This window comes from Bacteroides sp. OM08-11 (assembly GCF_003438665.1).
GTDB lineage: Bacteria > Bacteroidota > Bacteroidia > Bacteroidales > Bacteroidaceae > Bacteroides > Bacteroides cutis.
Map to the genome: position 1 here is coordinate 250,223 of NZ_QSTJ01000002.1, position 21,277 is coordinate 271,499.

Consider the following 21,277-nt stretch of genomic DNA (forward strand, 5'->3'; position numbering starts at 1 on the left):
AAATATACGCATAAAAAGTGAGATAGATACAGTACTTATTTCTTGGTAATTCTGAACCAGTCTATATCTGCCCAACCTCCATCGTTGGTGACAATGGCAGGACGGGTACAGAACATTCCCACTTTAGTTCCGATCCATTTGCCTTCTTTAGCTTGGAAGGGCTGGCCGAGTGGTTGATACTGTTTTCCGTCGAGACTATAACTGAAGTTACACATCACCATGAGATCGTGTCCTCCTTCACTGCTTTTGATATTCTTTCCATCTGTACTGAATTTCACTCTCAGATAAACCGTATTATCTGCCAAATTCACGCTTCCATTTATTTGTTCAGGTTTACCTTTGTCGGCATTCTGACAAGAAATCTGTGAAAGAACCAGTCCTTTATCTGTATTCTCTAAGATTAACCCGGCATAGTCCATTCCCATGACAATCAGTCCGGTACGTTCACCTTTGTACTTCTGTATAGGTTTGAAGGTCAACTTCATGGTGGCTGTGAAATTACTGGAAGGGGTTTTCTGTAAAAGCAGATTAGCTACATCCCACAGGTTTTTGTATTCTTTTACTACCGGATAAGAGTATAGACGTATAACACTTCGGTCGCCTGCGCTGTATGCCCACTTCTCATTGATATTGGCATGCCATTGCCATTGCGGAGACAGCGTGTACCCGTCGAACTCGTCACTTTCCTGCGGAGTACAGATGGGATAACATTTGCCGACATCTGGTTTCTTATAGGTCAATACAGGTTCGCCACAGCCGTCACCGTCTTTATCAATACCGATAACAGGCCAGTCGTTCACCCACTTCATGGGTTGCAAGTGTACCAATCGGCCATAAGCACCTACATCTTGAAAGTGTAGAAACCAGTCTTCACCGGTCACGGTATCCACCCATGCACCTTGGTGGGGACCGTTGATCGGGCTGTTTCCCTGTGCCATCACAGTTTTCCATTCGTAAGGACCGTATACATTTTTAGAACGAAGTACTACCTGCCACCCGGTAGGTACACCACCTGCCGGATGGAAAATGTAGTAATAATCGCCCCGTTTGTAGAACTTCGGACCTTCGCAGGTTTCATGTGCCTCGTGACCATCGAAAATGATGCGTGAAGGAGTGATGGCCCGGGTTGCTTCGGCGTTCAGTTCACAGATGGCAATGACACTTTTCAGTTGTGCACGGCTACCGGCATAGGCATGTACCATGTATACTTTACCGTCTTCGTCCCAGAAGGGGCAAGTATCGATGATGCCTTTTCCCGGTTTTACTAGTACAGGTTTGGTCCACGGTCCACTCGGATCTTTGGCTTTTACCATGAAAGCACCTTGGTCGGGATCACCCCAGAAAATGTAGAACTCGCCATTGTGGTGACGGATGGCCGGAGCCCATATACGATTACCGTGTTCCGGTCGTTCGGGCGTTTCGGTGGGAGTTAGTGCGTATGGTACGGCGGCACCTATGATAGTCCAATTCACAAGGTCTTTGGAATGTAGAATTTGGAGACCGGGCAGGCAGTTGAAACTAGAAGAGGTTAGGTAGAAATCATCTCCTACGCGGCAGGCGTCAGGATCGGAGTAATCAGCATAGAGTACCGGATTTTTATATTTCCCGTTTCCCAAATCGGATACCCATACTTCGGATACGTAATTTTTTTCTTGGGCTGTCAGTTGCTTTACATCCACAGGGTGTTCCAACTCTTCTTTCCAATCTCGCATATAAGCAAACCAGGCTTCCGGTGTGGGATAGCCAAATGTTTCCTTGCAGGAAGTGAACATTGTATAGTGATGGAAACGGTCGTTGCCTGGTGCAGATATAGTGTAGAGAAAGTTATCTTTATCTTTCACTTCCTTACGAACGTATTTCTGCGGAATATAAGTGGCGATACCCACGGTTTCTTTGGCATATTTCACAGTATCATTTACGGGCCAGTGTCTTCCCCAGCTGCCTATCAATCCCATGTGATCAGAATCAGTGAGAGTCTCGTTACCCATAATATTCTGTACGCCGGTACAGAAAACTTCGTCTTTCAACGGTTCATCGAAGAACGTTTCTACCAATAGGTCGCGATGGCCGGCATAGAGGATATAACGGTTGGTCATATTTAACTCTCTACCCTGATAATTCCAACCCTTTACTTCTATGTCGGTTACGGTACGGACGGGACCGTATGCAAGGATACGTTCAGTGCGAAAAGCTACCGGTTCTATATGGATAGCTTTATTTCCGTCCCAGCCTTTCAGAGTACCGATGCCACAGCTGTTTCCCACCATCAGCACATCATCTCCAAAACCTCGTGCCAGTTGTTCGTCGTTGGGGTAGAATTGGCTTTCTTTGATTTCCAGTCCCTTATGGAATTTCCCATAGGGATCCACGGTCTGTTTGGCATTGAAGTATACACGGTATGCCACAAGTTCGGACTCAAACATCGGACCATGTCCGTATATCATATTATAGAAATTGGTGGTACCCGGTGCTGTGACCGACTGTATGGGAGCGTGTTTTTGTTTCATGGGCTCACGTACCAGTAGTTCGGCAAAAACACGTGTAGGATAATTTTTATCTGTCTTGGTAGAAGATAAGGTGATCGTGAGTTCTTTCTTACTCTGTGCAGGCATGTCGATGACGAATGCCAGTTCGTCGGCTTTCAGATCACCGTTCAAATCGTCCAACTGTGAAGGAACTTCTTTATTACCGTTCATTACTACAGCGGAACGTACCTGGAAACCGGGTTTCAGATCGTTGAGTTTCAGTACGACGGGGGCATCTGTTCTATCTTTGTTCCAAGTGTTACTGACTTCTATGGAAATTGTTCGGGTACTTGTTGGTGATTGTGCGGTAAGTGTACCTGTACATAGCAACAGGAAACCGGCTAAAAAGGTCGTTTTCATGACGTATTGTGTTTAATAGATGAAGATGCAAATTTAAGGTTTTTAATCTGCATTTCAAGAAAACTCTATGTTCTCTGTGATGAATTAGAAATCCAGTGTCTTGCCCTTTGCATCAATCACTGGATATTCCTTTCCTTCTACTTTCAGTTCTTTGGCGTTCTTCACCTTCAGAGTGTTTCCTTTGGTTTCAATACGGATATTCTTCAGAGTTACACCTTGCGCTTGACTGATAATGATACCTTCTTTAGCATCACTGATAATCACATCTTTCACCGTCACATTTTTGATGGGCATTTCAGGCAGACCATTGAAGAACATGGCACGTCCCGAGCCTTTGCAGATGATGTTTGAAATATGAATGTCGCGGAATGAAGGAGTTTCAACAGTTACCGGTGGAATGGCGGCTTGCATACGGTCTTTCAGCTCTTCTTCCGTTTCTTCGCCTGCACCTTTACCACCATAGAAAAGGTCGAACAACAATGCTTCGTGAGGTATATCAATCATGTGGATATTGTGGATATAAATACCTTCTACCACACCACCACGACCACGGGTACTCTTGAAACGCAAACCTACGTCAGTACCTAGGAAGGTACAATCTGTAACGTAGATATTTTTTACACCACCGGACATTTCACTACCTACTACGAAACCGCCATGTCCATGTAATACAGTGTTGTTCATGACGATTACGTTCTGGCAAGGTTCGCCGCGTTTGCGACCATCTTCATCTTTTCCGGATTTAATACAGATGGCATCATCGCCAGCATCAAAGATATTGTTGATAATCAGTGCATTATTGCAAGACTCAAGATCCAAGGCATCACCATTCTGAGAGTACCATGGATTGAATACTTTCACTTGGTTGATAGTGATGTGTTCACAAGACAACGGGTGCAGGCACCAACTCGGGGAGTTCTTGAAAGTGACACCTTCGAGCAGTACTTTCTTGCTCTTGACGATATTCAGTAATACCGGACGCAGCCATGGACGGATTTCATTCCATTCTTCTTCGGTTTCGATACCTTCAGGATTATTGAATTCCTTGCAAGCCAGTGCTCCTTTCAGGGAACCTGCAGTGGGATACCATACGGAATTATCTACTACACCACCTGATTTTACCAACTCGTTCCATTGTCCGGGAGTGAGTTTACTTTGTTTCACAGGGCGCCAACTGTCGCCCGAACCATCGAATACGCCATAACCTGTAATAGCAATGTTTTCAACATTCATCGCGGAGATAGGTGATTGGCAACGACGGGTTTCCAGTCCTTCAAACGAAGTTTTGATGATGGGATAGGCATTGAAATCGTCTGTAAATAGTACCAATGCATTCTTTTCGGTATGTAGGTTTACATTACTTAACAGTTGGATAGGGCCTGTCAGCCATAGTCCTTCCGGGATGACGACTTTACCGCCACCTTTGGCATTTACCGCTTTGATGGCATTGTTGATTGCTTGGGTATTCAGAGTGATGCCATCACTTTTGGCGCCGAATTCTAAAATATTGACTGTATAATCGGGGAATGAAGGTTGTTTTACCTTAGGCATATCGAAAGGAAGGTTCTTGTAGATACTTTCGTCTATCAAACTTCCGTTTTGCGCAAATACTGCATGTTGTATGGGTAACAGTGGCAGGGAAAAAACGATGAGCGCAACCAGTTTTTTTATAAATGTGTTCATTCGTGATACTATATTAATTACAAGTTATTAATTACAAATTACGGGTTAATTAAGGAAAGGCGTTTTCATCATATTCGGGGTTATTGACTTTCAACTATTCACTCTCTGCTTACCACTTTTTTATTATTCTCCCGTAAGCGACTCTCACGAGCAACTTACGAAAGAATTAATAAATAATTCATGTTAACCTAATTCTAACCTTAAATAAATATTATGAAAAAACCTCTTAATTACTGATTGCAAATGTATCGGGCTTTGAATGAAACTATGTGTACTTATTGTTGGTTTTGGTGTATTTTTTGAGGTTTTGGCCTTTTCTTTGCACACTTTCAGGGCTTTTATGCAGAAACTTCGTATCTTTGTGCCGAATTTTAGTAAATAATAGGTATGAGTTACAATTTGTTGAAAGGAAAAAGAGGCATTATATTCGGTGCTCTGAATGAGCAGTCCATTGCCTGGAAAGTAGCAGAAAAAGCAGTAGAAGAAGGTGCGACTATCACCTTATCCAATACACCGGTCGCTGTGCGTATGGGTGAAGTATCGGCTCTTGCCGAGAAACTGAATTGTGAAGTGATTGCGGCTGATGCTACAAGTGTAGAAGATTTGGAAAACGTCTTCAAACGTTCTATGGAAGTGTTGGGTGGTCAGATTGACTTTGTGCTTCACTCCATCGGTATGTCTCCCAATGTGCGTAAAAAACGTACTTACGATGATCTTGATTATGACATGTTGGACAAGACGTTGGATATTTCGGCTATCTCTTTCCATAAAATGATACAGGCTGCCAAGAAGATGAACGCTATTGCTGAATATGGTTCGATTTTGGCTTTGAGTTATGTGGCTGCGCAACGTACGTTCTACGGTTACAATGATATGGCTGATGCTAAGGCTTTGTTGGAATCAATCGCTCGTAGTTTCGGTTACATTTACGGTCGCGAACATAATGTACGCGTCAATACTATTTCCCAGTCTCCTACAATGACTACTGCCGGTTCCGGAGTGAAGGGGATGGATAAGTTGTTCGACTTTGCTAATCGTATGTCTCCACTGGGTAATGCTTCGGCTGACGAATGTGCAGACTATTGTATCGTTATGTTTTCTGATCTCACCCGTAAGGTTACCATGCAGAATTTGTATCATGATGGTGGTTTCTCCAGTGTCGGTATGAGCCTTCGTGCTATGGCTACTTATGAAAAGGGGCTGGATGAGTACAAGGACGAGAATGGAAATATCATTTACGGATAATGGAATCTGCTCTTTATCTTTTACCCGTTACTTTGGGTGATACTCCTGTTGAGACGGTCTTACCTTCTTATAATAAGGAGATCATTTCAGGTATCCGCCATTTTATAGTGGAGGATGTGCGTTCGGCACGTCGTTTTCTGAAAAAGGTGGATAGGGAGATAGATATAGATACGCTTACTTTTTACACGTTGAACAAGCATACCTCGCCTGAGGATATCTCCGGATATTTGAAACCTCTTGAAACGGGAAACCCGATGGGGGTGATATCTGAAGCCGGTTGTCCGGCTGTGGCCGATCCGGGAGCGGATGTGGTTGCTATCGCTCAACGTAAAAACCTGAAAGTGGTTCCTTTGGTGGGACCTTCTTCCATTATTATGTCTGTCATGGGGTCGGGTTTCAACGGGCAAAGTTTTGCATTCAACGGTTATTTGCCGATTGAACCTGGTGAACGTGCCAAGAAGTTGAAAATGCTCGAACAGCGTGTGTATGCCGAGAGTCAGACTCAACTTTTCATTGAAACCCCTTATCGAAATAATAAGATGGTAGAGGATATTCTGCATAATTGCCGTCCGCAAACCAAACTTTGTATTGCGGCAAATATTACTTGCGAAGGAGAGTATATCAAAACCAAGACTGTAAAAGAATGGCAAGGGAAAGTGCCCGACCTTTCTAAAATACCTTGTATTTTTCTACTGTATAGGTAGGAGTGAAAGAAGGAATAAAAAAACGAAGGTGTATCAAAAACAAAAAAACACTTACTGTTTGTTTTGGATACACCTTCGTTTTTTTATTTATGTACCGATAAGAGAGAAAACTCTCTTATCGGTATGACATTTAGAACTTACATACATTCAGTAACTTATCTACCAGATATCCGTCTGTTATCTTCAAGTTGAAAGTCACATTCCGTTTAGCTTTGAGTTTTAGAATGAACAAGTCACCGTCACCTTCCAATGCTTTACGCTCTCCGATGTTTACGAACGTAGGATACAGCGATTTCGTTCCGTTGGTATGGAGTCTGTCATTAGTCAGGTTCTCCATTTCTTTCATGGCTATCGGCTGTACGCTCACAAACTCATAATCGGCAGGATTGTAAGGTAAAGCAAAACTGAGAGCATTTACGAAACGTAGTCCGGAACCTTTTACCAATACTTCTACTATTTCGTCTTTGGCATAAGTATGTTTCGGCGTACTTATGTTGAGACTACCTTCTACTTTTTCACCTCTGACACCGTCGGCACCACCTTCAAGCTGAGTGGCTACGACAGAAATATCATAGGCGTCTATCAGACCGTTACGGTTCAAATCGCCGTTGCTGATGTATCCTTCAAAGTCGGCATCGCCACGTCTCAGGCCGGTATAGTTGGTGTACGAGGTCAGATCGTTTTCATCAATCAATTTGTCGTTATTAATATCGCCCGGCAAGTAACTTTCTGTTCCCGGTACTTTGAATACGTAAATCTCTTGACCGGAACCATAGTTGCCAACGGCTTCAGTGATACTCATCTTGATGTAGCGTGCAGTTGGTGCTTGGGTAAATGTAAATACCTTCACTTCATTGTTACGTTTCCATTCGAACGCTCCTGCTTCAGTCCAGTTCTCTTTATCCATACTGTAGTAAACAGTACCTTTCAGGATTGTTCCGTTTCCTGCATTTTCACGCGGAAGATAGTGGAACTTCTCAACTTGATTGATTGATTTCAAATCCATAACCAGATCGAACGGTACAGCTTTTTCATTATACTTGGTATGCCACAATTCACCTTCTTCAAAGTCGAACAAGCGGCGGAGTGAACGGCCTTGGTTGGCAGCGGTAGTTTCACCCGTAATGCCATGGAGGGCAAATTCCAACGGATCTTTCTTGGTAGTAGCACTGAATGTTGACCAATCGGAATATCCATCCTTATTCACTGCACGTATTTTGAAGTCGTATGTAGTTTCCACTTTCAGTCCTTCAAACAACAATTCCGTATCCTTGATGGTACTATAGTTCATACCGTCGAACTCTATCTCGTAATAGTCGGCATTGTCTATCTTGTTCCAGGTAGGTTTCAGAGTATAAGCAGCTGTATTCTCTTCACTTACCTTAGCCTTAGGAGCGGTCAGAGGGCCGGTACTTGTCTTGGTGTTGTCAGTCGGAGCAAACACAAACCCATCAATCTTCAATATTGTACGATTTACAGTGATGTCCGTAGCAGCCAACTTGACGAGTAGCTGTGGGTTCTTAATGATAACTTCTTTCTCAAACTCGCTACCTTTGGTAGCAAATTTGTTCAAATTAGGTTGAGCGTCATAGAAATAGACGTTTTCTTTTTGGAGGAACTCATCCATACTTTTGGCTTCGGTAAGTTTCAACTTGTTCTTACCGATGGTTGCCGAAACCTTCTTGGGCCTTTGGGTCACATTGACTTTGAACTCGGTAACTTTCTCTTTTACAAAGCCGTTGAAATCACCCTGAGTCGGTTGAATAGTAATTGTAACATCACCTTTCGGACCAACGGCAGACTCTATCAAAGTGCTTGCACCCTTACCTGCACGATATTCTTCAGTGATACCGTCATCGTCATATTCAGTAAATGTGCTTTGTCCGTATGGATAGAGTTCGTATATACGCAGGTTTTTGGCTGTTTCATTGACGTTATTGTTGGGGGACGTCATGGGTATGATTGCCCCGTTTTTCACGAATACGGGGAGTTTCCAAAGCGGTGAAGTAAAGTTGTTGATGATACGTCCACCCTGATATAATTCACCGGAGAAATAATCTACCCATTCACCTTCGGGCAGGTAAATACCGTTGCGGATATCGTTGCCTTGTGCATCAGCTTTGGTAGCCTGATAAATAGGAGCTATCAAGAAATATGGGCCATATAGGAACTGATATTGCGTTGCTTTCCCCAACGTATAAGGATTAGGATATTCAAGGAACATAGCTCTAATCATTGGCAGACCGTCAACAGCCTCTTTTGCTATACTGTATGTATATGGCATGATTTCCGATTTCATTTTCAGATACCAGCGGTTGATGGAAGTTACAGGTTCACCCAGTGCATGAGGATACTTCTCATTAGCTCCCCAACCATCCATATTCAGTTGCATAGGGGTAAAGGTTTTCCATTGGAAGTCTCTGGTATTTACTATTGGATTTTTTCCACCGAAAATACCATCCATATCAGAGCAGATATTAGGATTACCCGATAATCCCGAACCTATATAAGTCGGAATGTGAAAACGTATATACTCCCAAACGCCACCGGTTTGGTCGCCCGACCATATACCTGCATAGCGCTGTGTACCTGCCCAGCCATCGAGAGAAATGATGAAAGGACGAGCGTCGTTACCATAGTAGGTCATGATTTGTGCCACGTCTGTAATACCATTCAGTCCGAAGGAGTATCCGGATCCCACCCATGCTACGTCCGTTTTCAATACACGTACACCGGCATCACGTACCTCTTTCACGATATCTCTTTGCAACAAAGCGCTGATACCTGCTTTAGGATGTAAGTCAGATTGAGTCCACAAACCGATTTCCACACCATTCTTATGAGCATATCCTGCCAGTTCTTTCAGGTTTTGTATGTTTCCATCCAGTGTTTCCGTCTGACCGTAACCGGCTCCATAACCATCGTTAGGTAAGAGCCAGCCCAGAGGCATATCATGGTTCTTATAGCGGTCTATCACGGCACGTGCCGAGAATTGATAATTATTTTTTTCTCCATTCAGCGATTCTTTGATACCACCGTTGTCCTTCTGACTTTCTTTATAACGTTTTCCGTCTTCAAATAGAATTCCGTTCTCGTCTTCTTTCCAGTAGTCACGGTTATAGGCATTCAGGTGCCCTTGATAGAAACCGAATTTCGGAAGCAATACAGGGTTGCCGGTCAGTTGATAGAAATCATTCAGTAAAGGTACAGCACCTTCATTAACCATGACAAAGATATCCAGATAGTTTGTCTGATGAAATAGTTTCACAATATTCTTTTCTTCTCTTCCGAAGTCATAAACTCCTCTTTTGAAGGTGTGCCACATCAAGCCATAACCATTCGTTGACCAATAGAATGGATTAGGAGATGCTACACCTCCGTCTGTCCAGCTGTTTTGGTTTTCAATGGATATGGTTTTACCTTTATGTGAGAATCGCCCGTTCTGTACACCACCTCCATAGAAATACTCCTGTGGATGTTCTTTAAATTTCAAGGTGACTCTTTCTTTATCGAAAATAATAGGCTCTGCTTCTTCCAGTACGGTAGCGCCGGTTGTCAGATTGATGACCTTCATCAATGCGGTGCTCTTGTTTAATTGTACTTCAATCTTTCCGGTAATAATGGATACGGAACCATCGCTGTTTTTAATATCCAGTTGGGATACATCTTTGCGGGGTTGGCTTACCAAAATTTTAGCTTCAGGCTTGGCTTCCGGGTCACGGAGTATGCCACCTGTATTGTCCTGGAAGATTCTGAAGATGTTTTCTCCATAGAAATCAAGAGTCATACGCTGTTGATTGGCGAATAATACTTCTACTGTGGTAGGGTTGATTTTCGTTACGCTAAGGATTTGGCTTTGTTGCTGGGCAACTTCCGCATGGATTTTTTCTCTACCTGCAGCATTTACAACTGGGCACGACAGTACCATTGATAGGAGGAAGGTATATGATAATGCCTTCAGTCTCCTATAGTGACCAAATGATTTGTTCATGTTTTTTTTCTAAAAATTTATATATAAGGTTATGTGTGCAAAGATATTGGGATTTTTAAACCAGCCCAAATTGTAGCTATGTTTTTTTATGTTTTCTTTTTAGTGAGCTGTATATTTATCCATTAGTGTCTTTATATTCTTCTCTTATGTTAATAATAGCTTTAATATGTTCGAATTCATATTCAAAACAGCTACTGAAGAAATTACGGTATAAATTATGTTCTATCTGCTGGAAAGTCCAAAGTTTTCCACCTTTAAAGTTTTTATTACATAATATAGAATCATTATCCAAATCGAGGGTAAAGAGATAAATCAGTCGGTTAGTGACTTCATTTTCGAAGGGATACATCAGGTTGAAGTGCAAATTCTGGCGCGGAGCCGTGGGAAGTGTTTGCTGTAACATTCTTTCAACACCTTGTTCCAATGTTTCACCATAAAGGAGATAACTCTCCATGAGTAAATCTATTTTTCCTTTCTCAAGCGAGGAACATTGTGGGCGTGGCAGAAGATACAACATGCCATGTGAAGTTACTGCAATACGGATAACCGGGTTTATATAGCCATTTTTATGGTTTATGGCTTCAGAGGCTATTGCTTTTCCCAAGACATTTCCTTTTTTGTCGACTATCGGTACAAAAACCGTGTATCTCATTACCTTATTGAAATAGTAGATACCGAATTGGTTGAACAGGATACTTAAAATGAATACACAAGGAGGAATGATGTGGAATAATATATAGCGGAGGGTATCTCCCATCGGGTGACTTATCAAAACAGAGATAATGATGATAAAAAAATGCAGGGAACTGATAATCAGTAATACACGTGCTGAAACAATTGCGGCTTCGGCTCCTTGGGCAAAAAACTGCTTGCAACATTTATGGGTTTGTGAGGCATGATAGTTCAGAAAACGTTTCCGGTTGAGAAAGATAACCAGTGGTGGAATAATGGCGCTGATTTCCAAAGTAAACGGAGACATTTCCTTAGGGCAATAATTCGGAATAATAAAAGTCGTTATAGTCAGCAACAATAACATTCCGGTTGTACTGTAAAGAATGATTTTAGGAACATGTATACTTTTACTTGTCCAGATAGTGAAACTGTAGAATATTCCCACACCGGTACCGGTGTAGATTGCTATGTCTTGATCTATGAATTCGCATAGTAAAATGGATATAATAACAGGAATATATCCTAATGACATATTGAATTGAGATGATAGAACTCTTTGCCGACCCATTATTGTATTATTTTGTCGTTTTCTCTAATTAACAATCAGCTATAGCTAAATGTTCTTTATTTCATCTTTTTTTGTATGTAAATGGTTGATTTATCGGCATGATAGGAAGAACGGACCAGCGGGGCACTTTCTACCTGTACAAATCCTTTTTCTAATCCAATCTGTTTGTAAATGTTAAATTGAGTGGGAGTCACATACTCTGCCACAGGATAGTGTTTGTGTGTAGGTTGCAGATATTGTCCGATTGTCAGAATGTGGCAACCCACTTGGCGTAAATCATTCATCAGTTCTTCTACTTCCGTCGGGGTTTCTCCCAGTCCGACCATAATGCCCGATTTGGTCGTAGTACCGCTTTCTGCAATTTGGCGTAGCACTTCAAGGCTTGTTTCATAACGGGCGGCACTGCGCACCAACGGACTGATACGTTTTACGGTTTCCATGTTGTGGGAGATAATTTCCGGCCGGGCGTCGATCACTTGTGCAACAAGCTCATGTCGTCCCTGGAAATCGGGTATCAACACTTCTACGGTAGTTTCCGGATTGAGGCGTTTGATTTCGCGGATGGTTTGCGTCCAATGTGTAGCACCGAGGTCAGGCAGGTCATCCCTGTCTACTGAGGTGATGACTGCATGCGAGAGTTTCATTAAAGCGATGGACTCTGCTACGTGGGTAGGTTCTTGCGGATCGAGCGGCAGGGGTTTCCCGGTTTGTGTATTGCAGAACTTGCAACAGCGGGTGCAAATATTGCCGCCAATCATAAAAGTGGCAGTACCTCTGCTCCAGCACTCCCCCATATTGGGGCAGCGTCCGCTGCTGCAAATAGTATACAGGCAGTGCGATTCTACAATACGCTTAGTTTCGGTATAACGTTCGTTCGCTCCGATACTTATTTTAAGCCATTCCGGTTTAGGTACTCTGTTTGTCATAGTGATATCAGATAAATGGAAACTGTCATTTTAATTCCCTGTCAAAGAAATTTGTTAATTTCGTATACAGGTGCAAGCGTGTATTACCCCCATAAATACTGTGGTTACGGTTCGTATACACTTGCATATCGAATTGCTTTCCAAGTTGTACCAGATGTTCTGCATATTCCGCGCAATTCTGGAAGTGTACATTGTCATCAGCCATTCCGTGAACTAATAGCAGGTTACCATTCAACTTATGGGCACGGTTGAAAGCGGAAGCAGCTTTGTATCCTTCTGCATTTTCTTTCGGAGTACGCATAAAGCGTTCCCCGTATACCGTATCATAATAATTCCAGTCCGTAACGGCGGCAACGGCTACTCCGGCTTTAAATACCGGTGTACCTTCACTCATGCTCATGATAGTCATATATCCGCCAAAGCTCCATCCCCAGATGCCGATGCGATTTTTGTCTACATAAGGCAGACCTCCCAGATAAAGAGCTGTTTCTACCTGGTCTTTGGCTTCTTTCACGCCAAGGTTCAGATAGGTGCATTTAGCAAATTCTGCACCGCGTCCACCTGTTCCTCGTCCGTCTACACAAACCACAATATAACCCTGCGATGCCATATATGTTTCCCAGCTGACGCCGAATTTGTCAAGTACCTGCTGTGATCCCGGGCCACTATATTGGAACATGATGACCGGATACTTCTTATTGGCCGAGAAATCAGTCGGTTTCATCATCCAGCCATTCAGCTTAGTACCCTCTGAGGTCTGGAAATTGAAGAATTCTTTTTTCGGCATGGCATATCCGTCAATTCTCTGTTTCAGGGCGGCATTATCGACTAGAGTAGTCAATGTCTTACCTGTATTGTCGTTCAGCGTGATAACAGTAGGTGTATCCACACTGGAGTAGCGGTTCATAAAATACTTCATGTCCGTACTGAATTGCGCGCTATTCGTTCCTGTCTTGTCGGACAACTTGCTTTTCTTTCCTTTACGGTCAATCTTGTACACAGCACTACGCATAGGGCTTTCTTCGTTGCTGGTGTAATAAAAACTACCATCCTCAGGGTCATAACCCAGAAAATCCTGCACCTCATACGAGCCGGAAGTTACCTGTTTCAACAGATTACCGCTGATACTGTACCAATACAAATGATTGTATCCGCTCTTTTCGCTCATAAAACTGAAATTCTCAGGATAGAAGATAATATTGTCGAACACATTCTCCCGGATGTATGTATCGCTTTCGTCGCGCAAAGCCAGTTTGCAAACGGTGCTGCGAGGGTCGGCAAGATACAGGTCGAATCGGTTTTGATGGTGGTTCAAGGTCATGATAGCCAGTTTATTCTCGTCTTGCGTAAAGCGGATACGAGGAATATATCCGTCTTCATCCAGCGGAACATTTATTTTACGGGTCACTTTAGACTTGATATCGAAAGTATGAACAGATACTTTAGAATTGACTTCGCCCGTTTTGGGATATTTATAGGTATATTCTCCCGGATATTTTTCATAAAGAGCAATGTGAGGCTTTTCTCCGGCAAAAACGGGGAAAGAGTAGGAAGGCACTTCGCGCTCATCGAAACGGATGAATGCCAGCATCTTACTGTCGGGACTGAACTCCAAAGCACGATTGAAAGAGAATTCCTCCTCGTATACCCAGTCGGGAATTCCGTTCAAAACTTCATTACGTTTACCGTCTTCCGTAACTTGGCTTTCACTGTTGCCATAAAGCAGTTTCACGAGAAAAATATTGTTATCGCGTACAAAAGCTACCTGATTGCCATCCGGCGAAAAAACAGGTACCTGCTGCGGTCCTCCGTCAGAGAGTTTTTCTACGACATTATTGATTTTTCCGTCCAGATTACGTTTTAGGCTATATATGTAATGTACAGCTGTATATGAACGACGGTAAATAGGAGTCGTTTCCGTGGCGATGAGCAGTTTGCTGCCATCGGGAGAGAAACTGTAACTGTCGAATTTCTTGAATGGACACTCACGGGCGGTGGTAGCGTCAAAAAGTACCTCTACCGGTTTACCGGTCTTGAAAGAATATTTGATAATCTGTGTCCGGTCGGCATTTATTTGGGAATAATGCTCACCGTCTCCCGGAATGGGAATAACACCGGAAATATTTTCAGGAGAGAATTTACCGGATACGATTTCTTTTAAGTCGAGTGGTTTGCCACCTTGCGCAAAACCGGTCAAGGCGTAGAAGCATAAAAGAAGTACAATACTTATCTTTTTCATATCATAGTTTTTTTATATTATTCAAACGGTTGATAATTCGGAACAAATATACGATAATGATAAGAAATAGCGAAGTACCGGCTTGTTTTTATTTGAGCGAACGCCTGAACAAGAAAAGCATGATGATGAGTGAAACTATCATCAGATACGGATATAACTTGATACCATCAGCACTTCGCGCTATAATTCCCATCAGGCCATTCATTGCGGTCTGTCCTACCAGAGCTATGGCGAGCGCTACACTGAAAGCCGTTCCCGACAAAGAAGGATAACGGTTACCGATAAGACTTAATATGACAGGATAGGTTGCCGATAATCCGGCACCCACTATTGTCATGCCGATGGCTGCCCTGATAAAGTCCGGTGAAAATATCAGCAGGCCGAAGCCGGCGGCAGTCAGGACAAGGCTGTAAGGCAACACCTTTTCCGGTTTTACTTTCTTGAAGATAACGACCTGAAGTATACGTGCTACCGTCAATCCCACCATCATGCAAGTCAGTGCCAGCAATGCGCGGTCGGCGGGGATATCTGTCGCCTTTCCAAAGTAACTTGTTGACCAGTTGTTACAGACCCCCTCAATGCCGCTTTGGAAAAACAGAATGAAGCTGAGCAGCAACAAACTACTCTCTTTCAGTAATCCCAATCCTTCTTTTATGGGAAAACCCTGTGCCTGTTTCGGTGCGGGGAAACGTATGGGGATACAGAACAGGATAGCTGCCAGCATGATAACACCGATACCTTGTAAAATCACTTCGTAGGTGAAATGTTCCGATAAGATGCCCAGTAACATGGGGATACCCAATGCGCCCAGTCCGTAGAACATGCCCAGGAAGCTAAGCCGGGAACCCTTTTCTGCGTCTTCCGAGATATCGGCCACTAATGCGTTCGTTTCTCCATTCAGAATACCTCCACCCAGTCCTATTCCGATGATGGAAGCTTGTAACATGGGAATGTTTTCGAAGAAAGCAAGTCCTTCCATACCCAGCAATACAATGACACAACCGGGCACGAGTAATGCCTTATGCCCGAAACGGTCTACGATAGGACCGAAAATCAGTGATCCCACCAACATGCCGAGTGGCAGGAATGTTACAAGCGAAACGGTATGCAAGCTGTTTAAACCTAATTTGATAACCAGCGACGGTAATACCGAACCCAATGTAATCATTGAAACGCCGAAAAAACACATTCCGATACAAGCGGCTATGAAGACCAAATTTTTATGATAGTTATTCATTATATCAGTTGATTGGTTAAGGTTACATGCAAAGCTATGAATTTATTTTATTTTATTTCGAACAAAAGCACTACTTTTGCTTCATAATAGACAGATTTATGAACATCACACCTCTTTACAATGAGTTTCCTTTGTTTCTGAAGCGTTATTTCCCGTACAAAGTACAGAAGATATCGTTGAACGCCGGTTTTACATGTCCCAACCGGGATGGCAGTAAAGGATATGGCGGTTGTACCTATTGCAACAACCAGACCTTTAATCCCGATTATTGCCGGACGGAAAAGCCGGTTGCACAACAACTGGAAGAGGGCAAACAGTTCTTTGCCCACAAATATCCGGAAATGAAATATCTCGCATACTTTCAGGCCTATACCAATACGTATGGCGAACTGGAAGCCTTGAAACGGAAGTATGAGGAGGCTCTGTCCGTAGATGATGTGGTCGGGTTGGTTATCGGTACCCGTCCCGATTGTATGCCCGATGAATTGCTTCATTATCTGGAGGAAATCAATAAACACACTTTCCTTTTGATAGAGTATGGTATTGAAAGTACCCATGACGAAACACTTCGTCGCATCAACCGGGGGCACACGTTTCAAACCACTGTTGATGCGGTAGAACGTACAGCCTCCTGCGGCATTCTTACCGGCGGGCATGTCATCTTGGGATTGCCGGGCGAAACGCATCCCGCTATCGTATCCCAGGCGGCCGCGATGTCGCGTCTTCCCCTCACCACGCTGAAAATGCACCAATTGCAACTGATACGCGGCACCCGCATGGCATGGGAGTATGAACAGCATCCCGAAGATTTCCATCTGTTTGATGTCGAAGAATATATCGACCTCGTAATAGATTACGTCGAACACCTGCGTCCCGACTTGGTATTGGAGCGGTTTGTATCCCAATCTCCCAAAGAATTATTGATTGCACCGGATTGGGGACTAAAAAATTATGAATTTAACCATCGGGTACAAAAAAGAATGAAAGAACTCGGCGCTTATCAAGGAAAGAAATATGAAATGTGAGAAAAAAGACTTATTTTTGCCGACGTTAGAATATGGAATCAATCTAAATTAGAGAAAAAACAATGAACCCAAAAACAGTGATAAAAGGAAAAATCCACTACGTGGGAGTGAATGATCGTAATAAACATTTGTTTGAAGGTATGTGGCCATTGCCTTACGGAGTTTCTTACAACTCTTACCTGATAGACGATGAAACTGTGGCTCTGATCGATACCGTAGATATTTGTTACTTTGAAGTATATCTTCGTAAAATAAAGAGCATCATTGGCGAACGTCCCATCCAATACCTTATCATCAACCACATGGAACCGGATCATTCAGGCTCTATCCGTCTGATAAAGCAACACTATCCGGATATTGTCATTGTCGGTAACAAACAGACTTTCGGCATGATTGAAGGTTTCTATGGCGTGACGGGTGAACAATACTTGGTGAAAGAGGATGATTTTCTGGCTTTAGGCCATCACAAACTACGTTTCTATATGACCCCGATGGTGCATTGGCCCGAAACGATGATGACATTTGACGAAACCGAGGGAGTACTTTTCTCCGGTGACGGTTTCGGCTGTTTCGGAACGCTTGACGGCGGTTTCCTCGATACCCGCATAAATTTGGATAAATATTGGGACGAAATGGTTCGTTACTATTCCAATATCGTCGGCAAATATGGTTCTCCGGTACAGAAGGCGTTGGCAAAGTTGGGTGGCTTGCCCATCTCTACTATCTGTTCCACGCACGGGCCGGTATGGACGGACAATATCGCCAAGGTTATCGGCATTTATGATAAATTGAGCCGTTATGCCGCCGAAGAAGGTGTAGTCATTGCATACGGTTCCATGTATGGCAATACGGAGCAGATGGCCGAAGCTATTGCGGCGGAATTATCAGTGCAAGGCATCAAAAACATTGTGCTGCATAATGTAGCCAAAAGCAATCCTTCTTATATCATAGCCGATATATTCAGATATAGAGGTTTGATAATCGGTAGCCCTACTTACAGTAATCAGATATTTCCCGAAGTAGAATCCTTGTTGTCCAAGATACTGGTGCGCGAAGTGAAAGGCCGTTATCTGGGCTATTTCGGCTCTTTCTGCTGGGCAGGTGCTGCCGTGAAGCGTATGGGTGAATTTGCGGAAAAGAGTAAGTTCGAAATCATAGGTGACCCTGTAGAAATGAAGCAGGCTATGAAAGACATTACTTACGAACAATGTGAAAACCTTGCGCGTGCCATGGCGGAGCGTTTGAAGAAAGACAGGAAGTAATTGTAAAATTACTGACTTCGTAACTCTTAACTCTTAATTAACAAAACGTTATTAACCTAATAAAAACAATCACATGAGACTAATCATTCAACCGGATTACCAATCCGTATCACAGTGGGCGGCACATTATGTAGCTGCGAAAATCAAGGCCGCCAATCCGACACCCGAGAAACCGTTTGTACTTGGATGCCCCACCGGTTCTTCCCCTCTGGGCATGTATAAGGCGTTAATCGACCTCAACAAGAAAGGTATCGTATCTTTCAAGAATGTGGTCACTTTCAATATGGACGAGTACGTAGGTCTTCCGCAGGAACACCCGGAAAGCTATTATTCTTTCATGTGGAACAATTTCTTCAGCCACATCGACATCAAACCCGAGAATACCAATATCCTGAATGGTAATGCCGCCGACCTTGATGCGGAATGTGCCCGTTATGAAGAAAAAATCAAGTCATACGGTGGTATAGACCTCTTCATGGGTGGAATCGGTCCCGACGGCCATATCGCTTTCAACGAACCGGGTTCTTCCCTGACTTCACGTACCCGCCAGAAGACGCTGACTACCGATACTATCATCGCCAATTCCCGTTTCTTCGACAACGATGTAAACAAGGTGCCCAAGACTTCATTGACAGTTGGTGTAGGTACTGTGCTCAGTGCCAAGGAAGTGATGATTATCGTGAACGGCCATAACAAAGCCCGTGCCCTTTATCATGCGGTAGAAGGTCCTGTAATGCAGATGTGGACAATCAGTGCTTTGCAAATGCACGAAAAAGGTATCATCGTTTGTGATGATGCCGCTACAGTAGAATTGAAAGTCGGCACTTACCGTTACTTCAAGGATATCGAAGCCGACCATTTGGATCCGGAAGCTTTGCTGAAATAACAGAGATTGATCATATCGAATAATGGCGCCTGCCTTTCTTGGGAACGAGGAAGGCAGGCGTTGTTTTATCAGCCCCCTGTTTTTATCAGTTCATTCCACATATAGTTTCTTTATTTCCAGAGTAAAGCGAAAAGATATTTCTTCTTCATTCTAAACTTCCTTTTTATTGCTTGCAAACTTTTCTTTTATTTAGAATATATTTTGTCCGCTGTTTGCAAATATATAAACTTAGGCTAAGAATTACTATTCTTAATCTAAGTTTATCTGTTCGCAGCTTGCGAATATAGAATTTTATGGATAAAGAAAAAGTTTGCAAGCAATAAAAAGGAAGTTTAGAATGAAGAAATATCGATTTTGTTCAATAAAACAAGCAGGTTCAATCTATTTAATTTATTATGTTTTCTATATTGATAAATATTCCCTATTTTTGTTCAATACAGAATTGCCCGCAATGAAATTTATGATAACACAACTTTAGAACATGAAGTCAAGATTTTAGCAAAAAATATGAAATAAATTCTGGTACAACTTAGATTTAAAATTTATATGCGAAAAGTATTAATATTTCTCTACATAATAACTTCCATTCTTTCTTGTACTTCTAAAGTAAATCAAGATATCTGTAAGTTGGAAGCGAAGGACGATTTCTTGTCTTTCAATATTCCGGATGATGTAAGAATGCCTCAAATATCGGTTTTCCCATTCAAGGATAAAGACAAGTGGTATTTGAGCTTTCAGAATTTGCCCGAAAGAGAAATTCTCATCTATGATGTAGATGCGCAAGAATTGATAAAACGGGTGTGCATTGATGCCGAAGGTAATAACTCTGTAACGGGAGGTTTTGGCGGATATACCATTGCCGATATGGAACATATCTATATTCCCAGCCTTTATGTGAGTACTATTTATCGGGTAGATACTGCCGGAATTATTAAACAGCGGATTGACTTCTCGAAAACACAAAGTGGACAATCATTCATTCCGCCGATATTATATGGTGGAAAACCGTTGACGTTCATCGGGGATAATTTGTATATCCCTCAGATGCTTAATGGCAGATTAGGCGATAAAGCATTAGAACATAGTTCTGTAAGGGCTGTGGTTGATACCGTAAAAAAGACAGTGACGGCATTACCGATGAAGTTTCCTCCTTTGATTACTTCCAAAGACTTTGGCACTGTTGCAGGTATGGGTGCAGAATATTCTTGTTGCTGTGATGGACAGAATTTTATATATTCCTTTTTCGCTGATGAATATTTGTATAAGACAACTCCGGATCATGAAACAGTAAAGAAAATTAGAGCTAACAGCAGATATATAGATGAAGTAACCGTTTTCCGTTCCAAGGAAGATGATTTTCAGAAACTGATTAAAGCACAGTGCGAACATGCCTCTTACGGAGATATCTTGTACGATAGATATAGGAAAGTCTATTATAGGTTTGCTTATCCTGAAACAGAAATAAATAATTACTCCGGTGACTATTTGGAACTGCTTCGTTCTGGTAAAATGTCATTTTCTATTATGATATTGGATGAGAAATTGAATGTGATTGGAGAAACCCTTTTCTCGGAGTATACTTACAATCCTCGTCTTTTCTACCTCTGTGAAGACGGATTATACTTAAGTACTTCCCATTTCAAACGTCCTGATTTTGATGAAAATGTTTTGTGTTTTCAGAAATTGGAATTAAAGAAAATGTAATTAAGGCCTTAATGTGTATGATTTTATGAGTCAATGTTTTAACCCTTTGTTCCATCAATATGAAGAGTAATATAAAAACTGAAATGAAAGGAAGTATTATAGCTATTTGCTTCCTGCTGGCAGGAGGATTGTTTGCCGGTTGTTCTTCTTACACCTAAGGTGTTCGAAGGTGAATTCTTGATAGAAGGAGAATTAACGAATGTGATGAAGTAAGTTTATATACACCTTTTAATCCTGTATTATATCGTGT

General features: G+C 42.5%; 13 protein-coding genes and 1 pseudogene. 6 read left to right on the plus strand and 8 right to left on the minus strand.

Going from position 1 to position 21,277, the window contains the following annotated elements:
- Positions 1 to 35: 35 nt before the first annotated feature.
- The 3 genes and pseudogenes from DXC10_RS04800 to DXC10_RS04805 form a co-directional block, all read right to left on the minus strand.
- Positions 36 to 1,679, minus strand: a complete 1,644-nt coding sequence (locus DXC10_RS04800; protein ID WP_233519883.1) for a glycoside hydrolase 43 family protein — start codon at positions 1,677 to 1,679, stop codon at positions 36 to 38.
- Positions 1,668 to 2,885 (minus strand): annotated as a pseudogene (locus DXC10_RS16480) (DUF4861 domain-containing protein); the annotation flags it as partial. The gene DXC10_RS04800 and the pseudogene DXC10_RS16480, both read right to left, overlap by 12 nt.
- Before the next feature lie 84 nt (positions 2,886 to 2,969).
- Positions 2,970 to 4,568 carry a glycoside hydrolase family 28 protein gene (locus DXC10_RS04805; protein ID WP_101544526.1) on the minus strand — a complete coding sequence of 533 codons (1,599 nt, stop codon included), beginning with the start codon at positions 4,566 to 4,568 and terminating at the stop codon, positions 2,970 to 2,972.
- 387 nt (positions 4,569 to 4,955) lie between these two features.
- Here DXC10_RS04805 and DXC10_RS04810 point away from each other — a divergent pair, with 387 nt between their 5' ends.
- The gene (locus DXC10_RS04810) at positions 4,956 to 5,813 is read left to right on the plus strand and encodes an enoyl-ACP reductase (RefSeq protein WP_101544528.1); all 858 of its coding nucleotides are present in this window, start codon (positions 4,956 to 4,958) and stop codon (positions 5,811 to 5,813) included.
- A complete protein-coding gene (locus DXC10_RS04815) occupies positions 5,813 to 6,517 on the plus strand; it encodes an SAM-dependent methyltransferase (RefSeq protein WP_101544530.1) in 705 nt (234 codons plus the stop codon). Before DXC10_RS04810 ends, DXC10_RS04815 begins: the two co-directional genes overlap by 1 nt.
- A gap of 130 nt (positions 6,518 to 6,647) precedes the next feature.
- On the opposite strand, the gene DXC10_RS04820 is transcribed toward DXC10_RS04815, so the two are convergent.
- From DXC10_RS04820 to DXC10_RS04840, 5 genes are all read right to left on the minus strand, one after another.
- A complete protein-coding gene (locus DXC10_RS04820) occupies positions 6,648 to 10,445 on the minus strand; it encodes a TIM-barrel domain-containing protein (RefSeq protein ID WP_370448204.1) in 3,798 nt (1,265 codons plus the stop codon).
- Positions 10,446 to 10,623: 178 nt separating this feature from the next.
- Positions 10,624 to 11,748: a hypothetical protein gene (locus tag DXC10_RS04825; RefSeq protein WP_117737420.1), complete on the minus strand. Its 1,125-nt coding sequence runs from the start codon at positions 11,746 to 11,748 to the stop codon at positions 10,624 to 10,626.
- A gap of 56 nt (positions 11,749 to 11,804) precedes the next feature.
- Positions 11,805 to 12,674, minus strand: coding sequence for a lipoyl synthase (lipA, locus tag DXC10_RS04830; RefSeq protein WP_117737421.1), 870 nt, complete (start codon positions 12,672 to 12,674; stop codon positions 11,805 to 11,807).
- A 25-nt stretch (positions 12,675 to 12,699) separates the two neighbouring features.
- Positions 12,700 to 14,913, minus strand: coding sequence for a S9 family peptidase (locus DXC10_RS04835; protein ID WP_117737422.1), 2,214 nt, complete (start codon positions 14,911 to 14,913; stop codon positions 12,700 to 12,702).
- Positions 14,914 to 15,001: 88 nt separating this feature from the next.
- Complete coding sequence (locus DXC10_RS04840) at positions 15,002 to 16,150, minus strand: sugar MFS transporter (protein WP_101544542.1); 1,149 nt, start codon at positions 16,148 to 16,150, stop codon at positions 15,002 to 15,004.
- 98 nt (positions 16,151 to 16,248) lie between these two features.
- On the opposite strand from DXC10_RS04840, the gene DXC10_RS04845 reads away from it, so the two are divergent.
- From DXC10_RS04845 to DXC10_RS04860, 4 genes are all read left to right on the plus strand, one after another.
- The gene (locus DXC10_RS04845; RefSeq protein WP_101544545.1) at positions 16,249 to 17,175 is read left to right on the plus strand and encodes a TIGR01212 family radical SAM protein; all 927 of its coding nucleotides are present in this window, start codon (positions 16,249 to 16,251) and stop codon (positions 17,173 to 17,175) included.
- A gap of 62 nt (positions 17,176 to 17,237) precedes the next feature.
- Complete coding sequence (locus DXC10_RS04850; RefSeq protein WP_101544548.1) at positions 17,238 to 18,437, plus strand: FprA family A-type flavoprotein; 1,200 nt, start codon at positions 17,238 to 17,240, stop codon at positions 18,435 to 18,437.
- A 73-nt stretch (positions 18,438 to 18,510) separates the two neighbouring features.
- Positions 18,511 to 19,323: a glucosamine-6-phosphate deaminase gene (nagB, locus tag DXC10_RS04855; RefSeq protein WP_101544551.1), complete on the plus strand. Its 813-nt coding sequence runs from the start codon at positions 18,511 to 18,513 to the stop codon at positions 19,321 to 19,323.
- A gap of 546 nt (positions 19,324 to 19,869) precedes the next feature.
- A complete protein-coding gene (locus tag DXC10_RS04860) occupies positions 19,870 to 21,027 on the plus strand; it encodes a DUF4221 family protein (protein ID WP_117737423.1) in 1,158 nt (385 codons plus the stop codon).
- Positions 21,028 to 21,277: the final 250 nt, after the last annotated feature.